This window comes from Rhodococcus sp. NPDC058532, from assembly GCF_042719255.1.
GTDB lineage: Bacteria > Actinomycetota > Actinomycetes > Mycobacteriales > Mycobacteriaceae > Rhodococcus_G.
Map to the genome: position 1 here is coordinate 1 of NZ_JBHXNU010000013.1, position 14287 is coordinate 14287.

The 14287-nt window shown below is 70.3% G+C and carries 14 protein-coding genes; 6 read left to right on the forward strand and 8 right to left on the reverse strand.

All coding sequences use genetic code 11. The features are described from left to right. From dnaB to rpsF, 5 genes are all read right to left on the reverse strand, one after another. A partial coding sequence (gene dnaB / locus ACFWQG_RS15890) for a replicative DNA helicase (protein ID WP_378508598.1) occupies window positions 1-1275 on the reverse strand: 1275 nt, incomplete at its 3' end. A gap of 475 nt (window positions 1276-1750) precedes the next feature. Then, window positions 1751-2203 carry a 50S ribosomal protein L9 gene (rplI, locus tag ACFWQG_RS15895; RefSeq protein ID WP_378508599.1) on the reverse strand — a complete coding sequence of 151 codons (453 nt, stop codon included), beginning with the start codon at window positions 2201-2203 and terminating at the stop codon, window positions 1751-1753. A 17-nt stretch (window positions 2204-2220) separates the two neighbouring features. Further along, complete coding sequence (rpsR, locus tag ACFWQG_RS15900) at window positions 2221-2463, reverse strand: 30S ribosomal protein S18 (protein ID WP_007537290.1); 243 nt, start codon at window positions 2461-2463, stop codon at window positions 2221-2223. 50 nt (window positions 2464-2513) lie between these two features. Continuing rightward, window positions 2514-3029: a single-stranded DNA-binding protein gene (locus tag ACFWQG_RS15905; RefSeq protein WP_378508600.1), complete on the reverse strand. Its 516-nt coding sequence runs from the start codon at window positions 3027-3029 to the stop codon at window positions 2514-2516. Window positions 3030-3110: 81 nt separating this feature from the next. Beyond that, complete coding sequence (gene rpsF / locus ACFWQG_RS15910) at window positions 3111-3398, reverse strand: 30S ribosomal protein S6 (protein WP_378508601.1); 288 nt, start codon at window positions 3396-3398, stop codon at window positions 3111-3113. 171 nt (window positions 3399-3569) lie between these two features. Between rpsF and ACFWQG_RS15915 the strand changes: the two genes are divergently transcribed. Beyond that, window positions 3570-4931 (forward strand): hypothetical protein, encoded by a 1362-nt coding sequence (locus ACFWQG_RS15915; RefSeq protein WP_378508602.1) that lies wholly within the window; start codon window positions 3570-3572, stop codon window positions 4929-4931. Between the two features lie 2 nt (window positions 4932-4933). Here the strand turns inward: ACFWQG_RS15915 and ACFWQG_RS15920 are convergent, their stop codons facing one another. The 3 genes from ACFWQG_RS15920 to ACFWQG_RS15930 all read right to left on the reverse strand — a co-directional run bounded on the left by ACFWQG_RS15920 (window position 4934) and on the right by ACFWQG_RS15930 (window position 9796). Beyond that, entirely contained in the window at window positions 4934-6550 is a 1617-nt protein-coding gene (locus tag ACFWQG_RS15920) for a glycosyltransferase family 87 protein (RefSeq protein ID WP_378508603.1), read from the reverse strand. A 17-nt stretch (window positions 6551-6567) separates the two neighbouring features. Then, entirely contained in the window at window positions 6568-8763 is a 2196-nt protein-coding gene (locus ACFWQG_RS15925) for a transglycosylase domain-containing protein (RefSeq protein ID WP_378508720.1), read from the reverse strand. 613 nt (window positions 8764-9376) lie between these two features. Continuing rightward, a complete protein-coding gene (locus ACFWQG_RS15930) occupies window positions 9377-9796 on the reverse strand; it encodes a DUF5318 domain-containing protein (protein ID WP_378508604.1) in 420 nt (139 codons plus the stop codon). A gap of 149 nt (window positions 9797-9945) precedes the next feature. Here ACFWQG_RS15930 and ACFWQG_RS15935 point away from each other — a divergent pair, with 149 nt between their 5' ends. From ACFWQG_RS15935 to ACFWQG_RS15955, 5 genes are all read left to right on the forward strand, one after another. Next, window positions 9946-10764 (forward strand): DUF1707 domain-containing protein, encoded by an 819-nt coding sequence (locus ACFWQG_RS15935; RefSeq protein WP_378508605.1) that lies wholly within the window; start codon window positions 9946-9948, stop codon window positions 10762-10764. 9 nt (window positions 10765-10773) lie between these two features. After that, window positions 10774-11631, forward strand: a complete 858-nt coding sequence (locus tag ACFWQG_RS15940; protein ID WP_378508606.1) for a DUF1707 domain-containing protein — start codon at window positions 10774-10776, stop codon at window positions 11629-11631. 8 nt (window positions 11632-11639) lie between these two features. Next, window positions 11640-12437 (forward strand): DUF1707 domain-containing protein, encoded by a 798-nt coding sequence (locus tag ACFWQG_RS15945; protein WP_378508607.1) that lies wholly within the window; start codon window positions 11640-11642, stop codon window positions 12435-12437. Window positions 12438-12584: 147 nt separating this feature from the next. Further along, window positions 12585-13145, forward strand: a complete 561-nt coding sequence (locus tag ACFWQG_RS15950) for a PadR family transcriptional regulator (protein WP_378508608.1) — start codon at window positions 12585-12587, stop codon at window positions 13143-13145. Continuing rightward, complete coding sequence (locus tag ACFWQG_RS15955) at window positions 13138-14232, forward strand: inositol-3-phosphate synthase (protein ID WP_378508609.1); 1095 nt, start codon at window positions 13138-13140, stop codon at window positions 14230-14232. The genes ACFWQG_RS15950 and ACFWQG_RS15955 overlap by 8 nt, the downstream gene beginning before the upstream one ends. The last annotated feature ends 55 nt before the right edge of the window (window positions 14233-14287 follow it).

Genomic DNA, 14287 nt, shown 5'->3' on the forward strand with positions numbered 1-14287 from the left:
CGGGTCGTCGCGTTCGAACGCGTCGGGGCGGTGCAGCAGCATCACCATATCGGCGTCCTGCTCCAAAGATCCAGATTCGCGCAGATCAGAGACCTGCGGGCGCTTGTCGGTGCGCTGCTCGGGGCCACGGTTGAGCTGACAGATCGCGACGACGGGCACCTCGAGTTCCTTCGCGAGCAGCTTCAGCGACCGGGAGAACTCGGACACCTCCTGCTGCCGGGACTCGACCTTCTTGCCGGACGTCATCAGCTGCAGGTAGTCGAGGACGACGAGCTTGATGTCGTGCTTCTGCTTGAGCCGCCGCGCCTTCGCGCGGATCTCCATCATCGTCAGGTTCGGCGAATCATCGATGTACAGCGGGGCCTCGCTGATCTCGCTCATCCGCCGCGCCAGCCGGGTCCAGTCGTCGTCGGTCATCTTGCCCGAGCGCATGTCCGACAGCTTGATCTTCGCCTCCGCCGACAGCAGACGCATCACGATCTCGGTCTTGCTCATCTCCAGCGAGAACAGAACGCTGGCCATGCCGTGCTTCACGGAGCACGACCGCATGAAATCCATGCCAATGGTCGACTTACCCACACCGGGACGTGCCGCGACGATGATCATCTGCCCGGGGTGCAGGCCGTTGGTGATCTCGTCGAGCTCGGAGAAGCCGGTGGGCACGCCGAGGGAGATGCCGCCGCGGCTGGCGATGGAGTCGATCTCGTCCATCGTCGGCTGCAGCAGTTCCTCAAGGATCACGTAGTCCTCGGTGGTGCGCCGCTCGGTGACGTCGTACACCTCGGCCTGCGCGCGGTCGACGACCTCGGCGACGTCCTGCCCGTCGGAGCCGGCGTAGCCGTACTGCACGATGCGGGTGCCCGCCTCGACGAGGCGGCGCAGGATCGACTTCTCCGCGACGATCTCCGCGTAGTAGCCGGCGTTCGCGGCGGTGGGGACGGTCTGCGTCAGCGTCACCAGGTAGGGCGGACCGCCGACGCGCCGCAACTCCCCCTTGCGTTCGAGTTCCGCGGCGACGGTCACCGGGTCGGCGGGCTCGCCGCGCGAATACAGGTCCAGGATCGCGTCGTAGATGCTCTGGTGGGAGGGGCGGTAGAAGTCGCCGGGGCGGAGCACCTCGAGGACGTCGGCGATCGCGTCCTTGCTCAGCAGCATGCCGCCGAGCACCGACTGCTCGGCGGTCATGTCCTGCGGGGGCTGACGCCCGAAGTCCTCCCGGGGCGGCTCGTCCGGTTCCGGGTAGTCCGAGTGCCCACGATCGTCGACAACCGCCACGCGATAACCGTCCTTCCGCCTAACCACGGTCCCGCCGCGACGACGCGGCCGGGCACCATACGACATGGATACGCGCCCGCACCGACATGGTTCGAAATTCCGCCCCGGAGTACCGTCCGGGGCCGCCTCGCGGACGCGCCCGCGACGACGTTAGGCACCCGGGTCGCCGGGAGCAACACGACTTGTGCACACACCTGTGGATGAATTGTGGAATCCCCAGCACCGGGTTGTTCACCACCTGTGGACAACCTGGGGGAAACGAATGTCACACCCACGAACTGTGCAGGTCAGACCACTTTTCTTTGTTCACACAGCTGTGGATGGAAACTTGTTCGGCGTGTCGGTCCCGCGCACCCGCCGGGCGTGTTGCGCATTTCACTGCCGAATGCAACGTGACCTGGCGCACAGCGGGCCAGCACGGAACAGGGCCCCGCAGACCGAGTCTGCGGGGCCCTGCCGACGAACGTGTGTCGGACTAGCCGGCGACGACGTTCAGGTGGAACTTCGCGGTCACGTCCGGGTGCAGGTTAACCAGCACCAGGTGCTTGCCGACGGCCTTGATGTGGGCCTTGGGCAGCTCGACGATTCGCTTGTCGACCACGGGGCCGCCGGCGGCCTTGATGGCGCCTGCGACGTCGGCGGCGGTGACCGAACCGAACAGCTTGCCCGCGTCCGAGGTCTTCACCGAGAGCGAGATGCCCTCGACGCCCTCGATCGCGGCCTTGAGCTCCTTGGCGTGGTCCAGGCCGCGCACCGCGCGGGCCTCCTGCGCCCGACGGATGCCCTCAACCTGCTTCTCGGCGCCACGGGTGGCGACGATCGCCAGGCCGCGGGGCAGCAGGTAGTTGCGGCCGTAACCGTCCTTGACCTCCACGGTGTCGCCGGGCGCACCGAGGTTGTCCACGTCAGCGGTGAGGATCAGCTTCATGTCTTCCCTCCCTTTCCTTAGCGAGCCGTAGAGACGTAAGGAAGCAGGGCCACCTCACGCGAGTTCTTCACGGCAACCGCGACGTCCCGCTGATGCTGGACGCAGTTGCCGGTGACACGGCGCGCGCGGATCTTGCCGCGGTCGCTGACGTACTTACGCAGCAGCGTCGTGTCCTTGTAGTCGATCTGCACGTTCTTTTCCTTGCAGAAGGTGCAGACCTTCTTCTTCATCACCTTGTCGCGCAACGGCGGCTTCGGCATTGTCTTTCTCCGTGTTTCTCAATGTTCGTCGCGTCCGATCCCGGACGGGATCAGAACGGCGGTTCGTCGTTTCCACCGCCGCCGAAGGAGCCTGCCGACTGCGGGGCGCTGCCCCACGGGTCGTCGGTCGGACCGGCTGCCGGGCGTCCACCGCCCGCGCCGCCCGAGGCACCGAACCCGCCTCCCCCGCCGCCGCCTCCGCGATTGGCCTTGTTGACCTTCGCGGTGGCGTAACGGAGCGAGGGGCCGATCTCGTCGACCTCGAGTTCCACGACAGTGCGCTTCTCGCCCTCACGGGTCTCGTAGGACCGCTGCTTGAGCCGGCCCTGCACGATCACCCGCGAACCGCGAGTCAGCGACTCCGCGACGTTCTCCGCTGCCTCACGCCAGATGTTGCAGCGGAGGAACAGCGCTTCGCCGTCCTTCCACTCGTTGCTCTGGCGGTCGAACGTGCGGGGCGTGGACGCGACCGTGAAGTTCGCGACCGCGGCACCCGCGGGAGTGAAGCGGAGCTCGGGATCGGCCGTCAGGTTCCCGACGACGGTGATCACGGTGTCGCCTGCCATGTGGTTCCTCCTGCAGTGTGTGGAATCCAGATGCCCCGAGCCTAGGTCGTCGCTACGACAACTGGCCCGACGCGGACAGGATCACTTGTTGTGGCGCAGAACCTTGGTGCGCAGCACCGACTCGTTCAGGCCGAGCTGGCGATCCAGCTCGTTGACCGTGTCCGGGGTCGCCTTCAGGTCGATGACCGCGTAGATGCCTTCGCTGTGCTTGGCGATCTCGTAGGCGAGACGACGCTTGCCCCAGATGTCGACGTTGTCGACGGAGCCGCCGTCCTGGCGGACGACATTGAGGAACGTATCCAGCGACGGGGCGACAGTGCGCTCGTCCAGGCTGGGATCCAGGATGATCATCAGTTCGTAATGACGCATAAGACCTCATCACCTCCTATGGACTGTGAAACGGTCACGGACGTTCCGTGACAGGAGGGTCGTTGCGTCAGCAACCCATGCAGGCTACACGAGGCGCCCCTGACCTGCGAAATCGCGGTCGGTGCGAGGGGCTCCCCGGCCGGGGGCGTGGCGGCACCTACTGTGGGGCGCATGCGGACACCGGCGCGGGCCAGCACCACGACCACCGTCGCCGTGACCCTGCTGTGCGGGCTGACCCTGGCCCTGGCGTACCTGAACAAGGCCCGCTGCGCTGGCGAACCGTTCGACGCGCTCGGCCGCAGCCTGATCTTCGACCGAATCAAGGACTCGTCGGTCTGCTACTCCGACATCCAGTTCCTGTGGATCGGCCGCGACATCGACCACCACGTCTTCCCGTACCTGTCGGGCGGGATCACCGACACCGGCGCCCTCACCGGAGGGACGGTGGAGTACCCGGTGCTCAGCGGGCTGCTGATGTGGCTGAGCGCCGTCGGCGCGCACACCGACGCCGCGTTCCTGCTGCACTCGGCCCTGATCCTGACGCCGTTCGGGTTGGCGACGGCGTGGATGCTCGGCAGGCTCGCTGGCTGGCCCGCGCTGCTGTGGTCGGTGGGACCGCCGCTGGTGCTGTACGCCTTCCACAACTGGGAACTGCCGGTGGTCGCCGCGGCGACGGCGGCGGTCTTCGTGGTCGCCGCCGGCGACCGGATGTCGCTGCGGACCCGGGCCGTGCTGGCGGCGGTGCTGCTGGGGATCGGTTTCTGCCTGAAGATCTATCCGGGCGCGTTCGTGCTTCCGCTGATGGCGTACGTGTTCACCGGCGGCGCGGGTGGGCGGGAGCTGCCCGCCACGGCGCGCGGCCGGTACGACCCGGTCGGCGCGCTGGCGGTCGCGGGGGCGGCGACCGCAACGGTCGTCGCGATCAACCTGCCGTTCGCGGCGCTCGGCTGGCGCGGCTGGGTCGCCTCGTTCGCGTTCCAGTCGGATCGTCAGGCGGACATCACCACCAATTCGGTGTGGTACTGGGGGGTTCGGCACTGGTTCGGCCCGGACGAGGGTCCGGGCAGCGACTATGCGCGCGTCGTCGCCGCGGCGTCCCCGCTGCTGATCGTCGCCGCGTTCGCGCTCGCGGTGTGGATCGGTTGGCGCCGCTACCGCAGGGACGGCAGCTATCCCTGGCTCGCGGTCAGCGCCGCGATGCTGTGCGGATTCCTGTTGCTGCACAAGGTGCATTCCCCGCAGTACACGCTGTGGCTGATCCCGTTCTTCGTGCTGCTGCGGGTGCCGTGGACCCTGGTCGGCGCCTACCTCCTCGCGGACCTCTGCCTGGGGGTCGGGGTGTTCCGCTACTTCGCGGCCCTCGGGTCCGGGGCGGACGCCAGCACCGAGGAGGCGATCGTGCTGGCAGGCGTGTGGGGTCGGGCCGCGCTGCTCGTGGCGTTCTTCGTGCTGTTCCTGCGGTCCAGGCCACGCACCGCCGGCGCCGACGGGCGCAGCGACGGCGCCGCGGATCGGGCGCCGCGGCCCGGCTGAGGTCACTGCGGGACGGCCCGCGGCCCCGCCGCCGACCACGCCCGTGCCCCGGGCCGCGGCCGCAGCCACCGCGGCAACCATCCCGGCGGGGCGTCGGGGGCCCCGTCCAGCACCCCGCCGACCGGGTCGTCCACCCCCGCCCCGCGCACCAGGTCCTCGGCCGGCCGGTAGATCTGCCGAATCACCATGACGCACAGGGCGATCACCGCGATGTCACGCACCACGACGGTCGCCGTGAACCACTGCTCCGGCAGCCCCTTGTTCCCGACACCGAGGTAGTAGTACATCCGCGGAACCCACACCAGTGCGTCGATCGCCATCCACGCCAACAGGATTCGGCGATGCGGAAGCGCAAGCACGGCCAGCGGCACCAGCCACAGCGAGTACTGCGGACTCCACACCTTGTTGGTCAGCAGGAACCCGGCAACGACCAGGAAGCACAACTGCGCGACCCGCGGCCTGCGCTGCGCGGTCAGCGCAATCCACCCCACCCCGACGCACACCGCAACGAACAGCAGCAGCGACACCGCGTTGAGGATCGTCGGGCTCTCCCCGCGGGCGAGGACCCCGTCGAAGCCCGCCCAGCCGGTGAACGAGGACACCACGTTGTACAGCGAATCGGGGTCGGCACCGCGTTCGGAGTTGAGCCGGAAGAACTCCCGCCAGCCGGCCGGGAAGGCAAGGGCGATCGGCAGATTCACCACCAGCCACGCGGCGGCGGCCGCGACCGTCGCCCGCCACCAATCCCGGACCCGGCCCGCCCGCAGGCACAGCACCAGCAGCGGGCCGAGCAGCATCAGCGGGTACAGCTTGGTTGCCCCGCCCAACCCGAGCAGCACCCCAGCCAGGACCGGCTTCCTGCGGGCCCAGGCGAGCAGGCCGGTGCCGGCGAAGGCGGTGGCGAGCGGGTCGAAGTTGGTGAACGCGTGCACCACGACCAGCGGTGACACCGCGACCAGCGCGGCGTCCCACACCCGCCTGCCCGCGAGCAGCACCGTCGACCACACCGTCACCAGCCACGCCACCGCCAGCCCGAACGCGACGACGTTGAAATAGAGCACCACCTGCAGGGCCCCGGGCAGCCACGGCGCGGCGTGCCACGCCTTCGCGACCGTCATCGACGCGTACTGGTACAGCCCGGCGAGCACCGGGTACTCCATGTACCGGGTCTGCACCGATCCGTCGGCGGCCGGTTCCTCCCACGACTTCTTGTACGGGAACGCGCCCTCGTCGAGGCGTTCGGCCCCGTACAGCGGCACCGTGTCCGAGTAGCACAGCGCCGTGTACTGGCGGCTGCCGCTCCAGTCCAGGCCGAGCGCGCCGTCCGGGCCGTTCGGTGCCTGCTGGAGGCAGGCGGCCTTCGTGGACCAGCCGAGCGCGAGGAAGATCACCGCCAGCAGCAGGATCACCCGCAGCGGGGTCCAGAACCGTTGCCGACCGACCAGCGCCCGCCGTCCCACCGGGCCGCCGAGCACCGATGACGCCTCCGCGGTCAGCCGGTCGGTGCGGCTGGGCAGGTCCCGGTCGGCGGACCGGCGGTCGTCCGCGAGGGCGGCCGGTGAGCCGACCGTCGCCCGGTTGCCGGATTCGGCTGTGCTGTCCCCAGTGTCCTCGGCCACCGGTGCGACGTTACCGACTACCAGCCCCGCCCCTGCGGCACGGCCTGCCCGTAGTCCTGCCCCGTCATCCCGCTGTCGTCCTCTTCACCGGTGGTCGGCTGCCCGGGAAGCGGGCCCTCCGTCGTCGGCGGTGCCTGGGTCGTCGGGGCTGGCCTGAGCCCGGGGATCGGGATCGTCACGCCGGGCAGGATCTCGACCGGGGTCTGCGTGACCTCCATCGGCGGAATGGTCAACTGCGGGGACGCCGTCGACGACGGGGGAGCGGCGGTGGTCTTCGGCGGGGTGTACGGCGCGGTGTACGCGGGCACACCGGCCTGGCCGGCGATCGGCTCCGGCTCCGGGAACTGCTCCACGTCGGTACCCTCCAGCGCACCGTCCATGGTGTCCTTCCAGATGTCCGACGGGAGCCCCGAGCCGTACATCAGGCCGCCCCACGAATTCTGCAGCGGCAGGCCCTGTTCCGTGCCGACCCACACCGCGGTCGACAGCGACGGGGTGTAGCCGACCATCCAGGCGTCCTTGTTCTCCCCGGTGTCGCCGAGCTGCGCGGTTCCGGTCTTCGCGGCCGACGGGCGGCCACCGGCGAGGCCGTGGTTGCGCGAGTACGCGGCGATCGGCTCGAGCGCGGAGGTGATGTTGTCCGCGACGGCCGCGTCGAGGCGCGACTCCCCGGCGACGCTGGCGCCCCGGTCGAGGAGGACGGTGCCGTCGGCGGTGATGACCTTCTGGATGAAGTGCGGCGCCCGGTACACCCCGGACGCGGCGAGCGTCGCGTACGACGACGCCATGTCGATCACCCGGGACTGGTACTGGCCGAGCACGATGCCGTACTCGGACTTGCCGTTCGACTCCTGCAGCGTGGTGCCGGCGAGGCCGGGGATCTGCTCCGGGATGCCCGCCTTGTGGGCGATCGCGGCGATCTTCTCGGGACCGTTCTCGATCGACATCATCTGCCGGTAGAAGCTGGTGTTCAGCGAGCGCTTGGTCGCCTCGGCGATCGTGCACACGCCGCAGGACGCGCCCTCGGCGTTGTTGATCGTGACGCCGCCGAGGGTGAGCGGGCTGCTGTCGTACATCTTCGACAGCGGGATGCCCTCGTCGAGGGCGGCGGCGAGACCGAACACCTTGAACGACGACCCGGTCTGCAGGCCCGCCTGCGCGAAGTCGTAGCCCGACCCCTCGGTGCCGCCGTAGTAGGCCTTGACGCCGCCGGTCTTCGGGTCGACGGAGACGACCGCGGTCCGGATGTTCGGGTCCTCACCCTCCATGTTGTCGGTGACCGCGGCCACCGCGGCCTGCTGCGCCTGGTCGTCGATGGTGGTGGTGATCTGCAGGCCCTCGGTGTTGAGCACCTGCTCGTTGATGCCGTTGGCCTCGAGTTCCTTGACGACCTGGTTGCGGATCAGTCCGGCCGGGCCGGTGCCGACGGCACCGGAGTCGACCTCGGACAGCGGGACCACGTACGGGTACGCCATCCCGGCGCGCTGGCCTGCGTCGAGGGTGTTCGCCCCGACCATGCCGTCGAGCACGTAGTTCCAGCGCGACTCGGCGCCGGTCGGGTTGGTGGACGGGTCGAGGCCGTACGGCTGCTGGATGGTCGCGGCCATGACCGCGCCCTCCTCGACCGTCAGCTGCTCGACCGGCTTGTCGAAGTACGCCTCCGACGCGGCCGCGATGCCGAACACGCCCCGACCGAACGGGATGGTGTTCAGGTAGGCGGCGAGGATGTCGTCCTTCGACCACTGCCGCGCCATCTTCGCGGAGATCACCAGCTCCTTGAACTTGCGGGTGTAGGAGTGCTCGGAGCCGACCATCGCGTTCTTCACGTACTGCTGGGTGATCGTCGAGCCACCGCCTGCGCTGGGCTTGTTGAGCAGCTGGTCGCGGGCCGCGCGCGCGAACCCGCTGATCGAGAAGCCGGGGTTGGAGTAGAAGTCCCGGTCCTCCGCCGCGAGCACCGCGTTGCGCACGTGCACCGGGATCTCGTCGATCGCGACGTCGGTGCGGTTGCCCTCGGGCGGGACGATGGTGCTCAGCACGGTGCTGCCGTCGCTGGCGTAGATCGTCGCGACCTGATTGGTCTTCATGTCACCGGGGCGCGGGACGTCCTCGGCCATGTAGGCGACCATGAACGCCAGCAACGGCACGACCATGCCGATCGCGACGAGGCTGTAGAGGGTACGGCGGACGATCTTCCAGCGTTTCGACTTCATCTTCTTCGGTGGTTGGGGCGGTTGGCCGCCGGTGCCGCCCGAACCGCCGGAGCGACCGGTCGGGGGCGGTCCGGCGGGTGGACGGCCGCCGCCGCTGCCCGCCTGGGTGGGACGCGACGGGGTGGACGGACGGGGTTGGGCACCCGCCTTCGCGGCGGCGGTGGGACCGGCGTCGTTCTGGCCGGGGCGGGGCTGCGGCGTGCCGGGGCGCTGCTGCGGCACCGGGGGAGCACCCTGCGGACCGCGCGGCGCGCCCTGCGGCGGCTGCTGGCGCGGCGCCCCCTGCGGCGGGTAGGGCCGGCCCGGCTGCCCCTGCGGCGGGTACGGCGGCCCCTGGCGTGGCTGCCCCTGCGGCGGCTGCTGCCCGCCCGGGTATCGCGGCGGCGGGCCCGACGGCGGACGCCCGTACCCCGGCGGCGGCTGGTTCGGCTGCGAGTACCCCGGCGGGCGGCCACCGGGCTGCGGGCCGGTGGGGCGCGGCGGGCCGGTGGGTCGACCGCCCTGCGGATCGTTGTAGGGGGAACTCACGTGGGGACTCTCCAGTACTGGCATGGACACGGCTGTGTCACTCGGGCTCAGCCGGTCAGGCTGCGGTCACGGTCGTCGGTGCGGCTCACTCACTCGCGGTGCGTCGGCTCGGGGTCCGGGTCGGTCGGGTCCGCTTCGGTGCGGGGATCGAGCCGAGAACGTACGACTGCACCAGGTGGTTCCAATTGCACGTGCGGCAGACCTCGACGACGTGGACGGAGAACTCCTCCTGCGTCGCCTCGAGCCGGACCAGTTCGTCGGCGGTCCGTGCCGACCCGGACATCGGGCCGAGCTTGTCGCCGAACACCCACGACACGAGGGTGAGCTGCTCCTTCCGGCAGATGGGGCAGGTCACCTCCGACGGTTGGCCGTGGAACTTCGCCGCGCGCAGCAGGTAGGGGTTCGCGTCGCACACCTCGGTGACCCCGGTCCGGCCGGAGAACACCTCGGCCAGCAGGGATCGCCGCTGGAGGGCGTAGTCCACCACCTGCCGCTGCAATCGCACGGTGACCAGAGTACGTGGGCGACCCCCTCCGGTCGCGGGTCATCCGGCCGATCATCCCGGCCCCCACCGCGGAAACGCAGGTGGGCGCGGTCCTCGGCGTGACCGTCCACACACATCGACCGCGACCGCACCCCCCCTATGATTCCGGGGTGTCCCCGCTGCGCGATTCGACCCGGGCCAGGGACACCGACCGCACCAGCACCCGCGGGTTGCTCCGCACCGCCTACGACGACGGGCAGCTCGGGGCAGGCGAATTCCACGACCGCCTCGCGATGGCCGCGGCCGCGGACACCCTCGGCGACCTCCGGTCCCTCACCACGGACCTGCAGCTGCCCGCGGCGGTCGCGTCCCGGCATCCGATCGGCCGAGGCCGCCGCCTCGGTGCCGTCGCGGCGGTGGCGGGTGCCGCCCTGGTCGCCGGGGTCGCCACGCTGACCGTCGCGGTCCGCGGGTCCGGTGACGCGCCATCCACCCCGGCCGCCGCGGGTGCCGACACCGCGTCCGTCCGGCCGGTCACGGTCCCACCGGATCGCGCGACCCCGATCGACCCGTTCACCGAGGCGGGCATCGCCGCCGTGGTCGCCCGCTACCGCGCCCGATTCGGCGACACCCTGGCCACCTCGCTGGCGCTGTATCCCGACGCGGCCCGGGTGACCCGCCGGGCGGGCAGCCCCGGACGCGTCGATGTCCACGACGTGGCCGGCGACGTCCGGCCGGTGGGCACCGAACCGTCGCCGCCGCGGGCCGCGGTGGTGGACCTGACGCGGATCGACGCCGCCGGGGTTGCGCGGCTGATCGCCGCGGCTCCCGCGCTGGTCGGGGCGCCAGCGGGACGCGTCGGGCACGTCCTCGTCGCCGACTCGGGGCGGCCGACCGTCACCGTCTACGTCGGGACCGGCAACCAGGCCGTCGGCTACCTGGTCGCCGGCCTCGACGGCGGGAACGCCCTGGCTGTTCGGTCGAACTAGGATTCCGCCGTGGCCCGTCCCTATCCGCCGTCGACGCGCGCGACCGACGCCGACCGGGCGGCCGTGCTCGCGCTCCTCGACGCTGGCTACGCCGACGGCCAACTCGACGCCGCCGAGCATCGGATGCGGGCCGAACTGCTCACCGACGGCAGGACCCTGGGCGACCTCGACTCCCTGGTTGAGGATCTGCAGGACGCCGCCCCGCCGCGCCCGACCACCTCGCTGCCGCCCGCGGGCGCGACACCCGATCCCGCCTCCCGGCCCCGCCGCTTCCGCACGGCGGCCGCGGCGGCCACGGCCGCCGCGGTCGTCGCCGGGATCGCCGCGTTCTGGTTCGCCGGCCGCGGCGACGCACCCGCCCTGCCCGCCGCACCGGGTGTCACCGCGGTCGACCTTGCTGCGCTGCCGCCCCGAGTGATCGCGACGCCGGACCTCAGGACCGCGGCGGGTTTCGCCCAGTTCGTCGACGACTACCGCGCCGCGTTCGGGGACACCGTGGTCGACGAGCTCACCCTGTTCGAGCAGCACGGGAGCGTCACCCTGGCACTGCCCCGGGAACCGAACCGGGTGCTCAGCTACAGCTATCGGTACGGCTTCGAGCCGGACCGCGATCCCTCGACCCGCGGGGTGGACACGCCGACCGTGGACCTGGCCGACGTCGACCGGGCCGGACTCGACCGGATCCTGGCCGAGGCGCCGACCCTGCTGAATGTGCCCGGCGGCACGATCAGCCACCTCTCCGTCGAGCCCGACGCCGATGCCGGACCGCTCATCAGCGTCTATGTCGGCAACGAGTTCGACGAGAGCGGGCACCTCACCGCGACGCTCGCGGGCGAGGTGCATCGCGCCTACCCCTTCGGACAGTAGGAGCACCAATGACCTCGACCGGGATCCGGGCGCGGGACGTGGACCGCGTGGAGGCGTGCGGGCTGCTCGACGCCGCGCACGCCGAGGGTCAGCTGACCGACACCGAACACGCCACCCGCACCGACCGGGCGATGCGGTCCGTCACGTTCGACCAACTCGCGATGCTGGTCGGCGACCTGCAGATTCCGGTGCGCTACGCCGGGTCGGCGGTGGTCCGGCCGGACCGTCGGCCGCGGGTACCGCGGCCCGGTGGCCCGCGGCGGTGGGCGGGCGCGGCGGGCCTGGTCGCGGCAGCGGCCGGGGTGGGTGCGCTTGCCGGATCCTGCGCCAGCGGGCTGGTGTCGTCCGCACCCGACGTCCCGAACCTCACCACCGGCGCCGGGATCCAGCGGTTCATCGAGGACTATCGGGCGCACTTCGGGGACACGCTCGCCGACGAGGTGCTGCTCTTCCCGGAGCGCGGCGCGGTCGACCGGCGGTCGGACACCGATCCGGGCAGGTATGTGGGCCACAGCTACGACGGCGAATTCGATACGTGGGGAGTCGATTCCGACCGACCACGCGACACCCGGACGCTCGACCTCGGCGGTGTCGACGTCGCCGCGATCGCGCGGCTGGTGGCCGGTGCACCGGAGACGCTGCGCCTGCCGGACGGCGAGGTCAGCCAGGTGCGGTTCCAGTTCGGCACGAACGACCGGCTCGCCGAACCCGTGGTCGCCATCTATGTGACCGATGCGGTCGAGTACTCGACCTTCATGACCGTCGGGTTCGACGGCGAGATCCTCCGGGTGTACCCGCCCGATTGACGTCCCCCCGGCCACCCGGATCGGCGGGTATCCGCTACGGCGTGTCGCAGACACCAGCGCCGGTTCCCGCGATCGTTTATATCGCTGCGATATAGTTGGTTGTCGCATCACGCGATTAGGTTCGGACGACCGGGGAGGTGGACACGAATGCTCGAGCTGGCAATTCTCGGGCTGCTCCTCGAGTCACCCATGCATGGCTACGAGCTGCGCAAGCGGCTGACCGGCCTGCTCGGCGCCTTTCGCGCCTTCTCCTACGGATCGCTCTACCCGACGCTGCGCCGCATGCAGGCCGACGGGTTGATCGCCGAGGACGCCGGTCCGGACGGGGCGGTCAAGCGCCGCGCCCGCCGCGTCTACCAGCTGACCGACACGGGCAGGCAGCGGTTCACCGAACTGGTGGCCGACACCGGCCCGCAGAACTACACCGACGACGGCTTCGGGGTGCACCTCGCATTCTTCAGCCGCACCCCTGCGGAGGCGAGGATGCGGATCCTCGAGGGGCGCCGTCGTCAGGTCGAGGAGCGCCGCGAGGGGCTCCGCGACGCGATCGGGCGAGCCAGCGGATCACTCGACCGCTACACCCGCCAGCTTCATCAGCTCGGACTCGAGACGAGCGAGCGAGAGGTGCGGTGGCTCAACGAGTTGATCGCGGCCGAGCAAACACCAACAGCGTTACCCAAGAAAGAAGGAGAACCCGACCATGGGTGAGAACAGCACCGCGGTGCGCGTGGCCATTGTGGGCGTGGGGAACTGTGCCTCGTCCCTGGTCCAGGGCGTCCAGTACTACAAGGATGCGGACGAGAGCTCGACCGTCCCCGGCCTGATGCACGTGAAGTTCGGGCAGTACCACGTGCGGGACGTGCAGTTCGTTGCCGCGTTCGACGTCGACGCCAAGAAGGTCGGGTTCGACCTGTCCGAGGCGATCCTCGCCAGCGAGAACAACACCATCAAGATCGCCGACGTCCCGCCGCTCGACGTCCCCGTCCAGCGCGGCCCGACCCTCGACGGCATCGGCAAGTACTACTCGCAGACCATCGAGGTCTCCGACGCCGAGCCGGTCGACGTGGTCGCCGCGCTCAAGGCCGCGAAGGTCGACGTCCTCGTCTCCTACCTGCCGGTGGGCTCCGAGGAGGCCGACAAGTTCTACGCGCAGTGCGCGATCGACGCCGGTGTCGCGTTCGTCAACGCGCTGCCCGTCTTCATCGCCTCCGACCCGGAGTGGGCCGCGAAGTTCAAGGACGCCGGCGTCCCGATCGTCGGCGACGACATCAAGTCGCAGGTCGGCGCCACCATCACCCACCGCGTGATGGCGAAGCTGTTCGAGGATCGCGGTGTCGTGCTGGACCGCACCTACCAGCTCAACGTCGGCGGCAACATGGACTTCAAGAACATGCTCGAGCGTGAGCGCCTCGAGTCGAAGAAGGTGTCGAAGACGCAGGCCGTCACCTCCAACCTGAACGGCCCGCTGTCCGGCAAGGTGCACGACCGTAACGTGCACATCGGCCCGTCGGACTACGTGGAGTGGCTCGACGACCGCAAGTGGGCGTACGTCCGCCTCGAGGGTCGCGCGTTCGGTGACGCCCCGCTGAACCTTGAGTACAAGCTCGAGGTGTGGGATTCGCCGAACTCGGCGGGCATCATCATCGACGCCGTCCGCGCCGCAAAGATCGCCAAGGACCGCGGCATCGGCGGACCGGTCTACCCCGCCTCCGCCTACCTGATGAAGTCGCCGCCGATCCAGATGGCCGACGACAAGGCTCGTGCCGACCTCGAGGCCTTCATCATCGAGGCCTGATCGAAACAGCACTGCAGCGCCGACTGTGGCGGTGGGTGAGTCCGAGGACTCACCC

Bases quoted from the DNA above. Each gene is read 5' to 3' on its own strand.
- rpsR (WP_007537290.1), bottom strand. From the start codon at position 2,463: ATGCCGAAGCCGCCGTTGCGCGACAAGGTGATGAAGAAGAAGGTCTGC.
- ACFWQG_RS15925 (WP_378508720.1), bottom strand. From the start codon at position 8,763: ATGAAGTCGAAACGCTGGAAGATCGTCCGCCGTACCCTCTACAGCCTC.
- ACFWQG_RS15945 (WP_378508607.1), top strand. From the start codon at position 11,640: ATGACCTCGACCGGGATCCGGGCGCGGGACGTGGACCGCGTGGAGGCG.
- ACFWQG_RS15905 (WP_378508600.1), bottom strand. From the start codon at position 3,029: ATGGCAGGCGACACCGTGATCACCGTCGTCGGGAACCTGACGGCCGAT.
- ACFWQG_RS15955 (WP_378508609.1), top strand. From the start codon at position 13,138: ATGGGTGAGAACAGCACCGCGGTGCGCGTGGCCATTGTGGGCGTGGGG.
- ACFWQG_RS15915 (WP_378508602.1), top strand. From the start codon at position 3,570: ATGCGGACACCGGCGCGGGCCAGCACCACGACCACCGTCGCCGTGACC.
- ACFWQG_RS15950 (WP_378508608.1), top strand. From the start codon at position 12,585: ATGCTCGAGCTGGCAATTCTCGGGCTGCTCCTCGAGTCACCCATGCAT.
- rpsF (WP_378508601.1), bottom strand. From the start codon at position 3,398: ATGCGTCATTACGAACTGATGATCATCCTGGATCCCAGCCTGGACGAG.
- rplI (WP_378508599.1), bottom strand. From the start codon at position 2,203: ATGAAGCTGATCCTCACCGCTGACGTGGACAACCTCGGTGCGCCCGGC.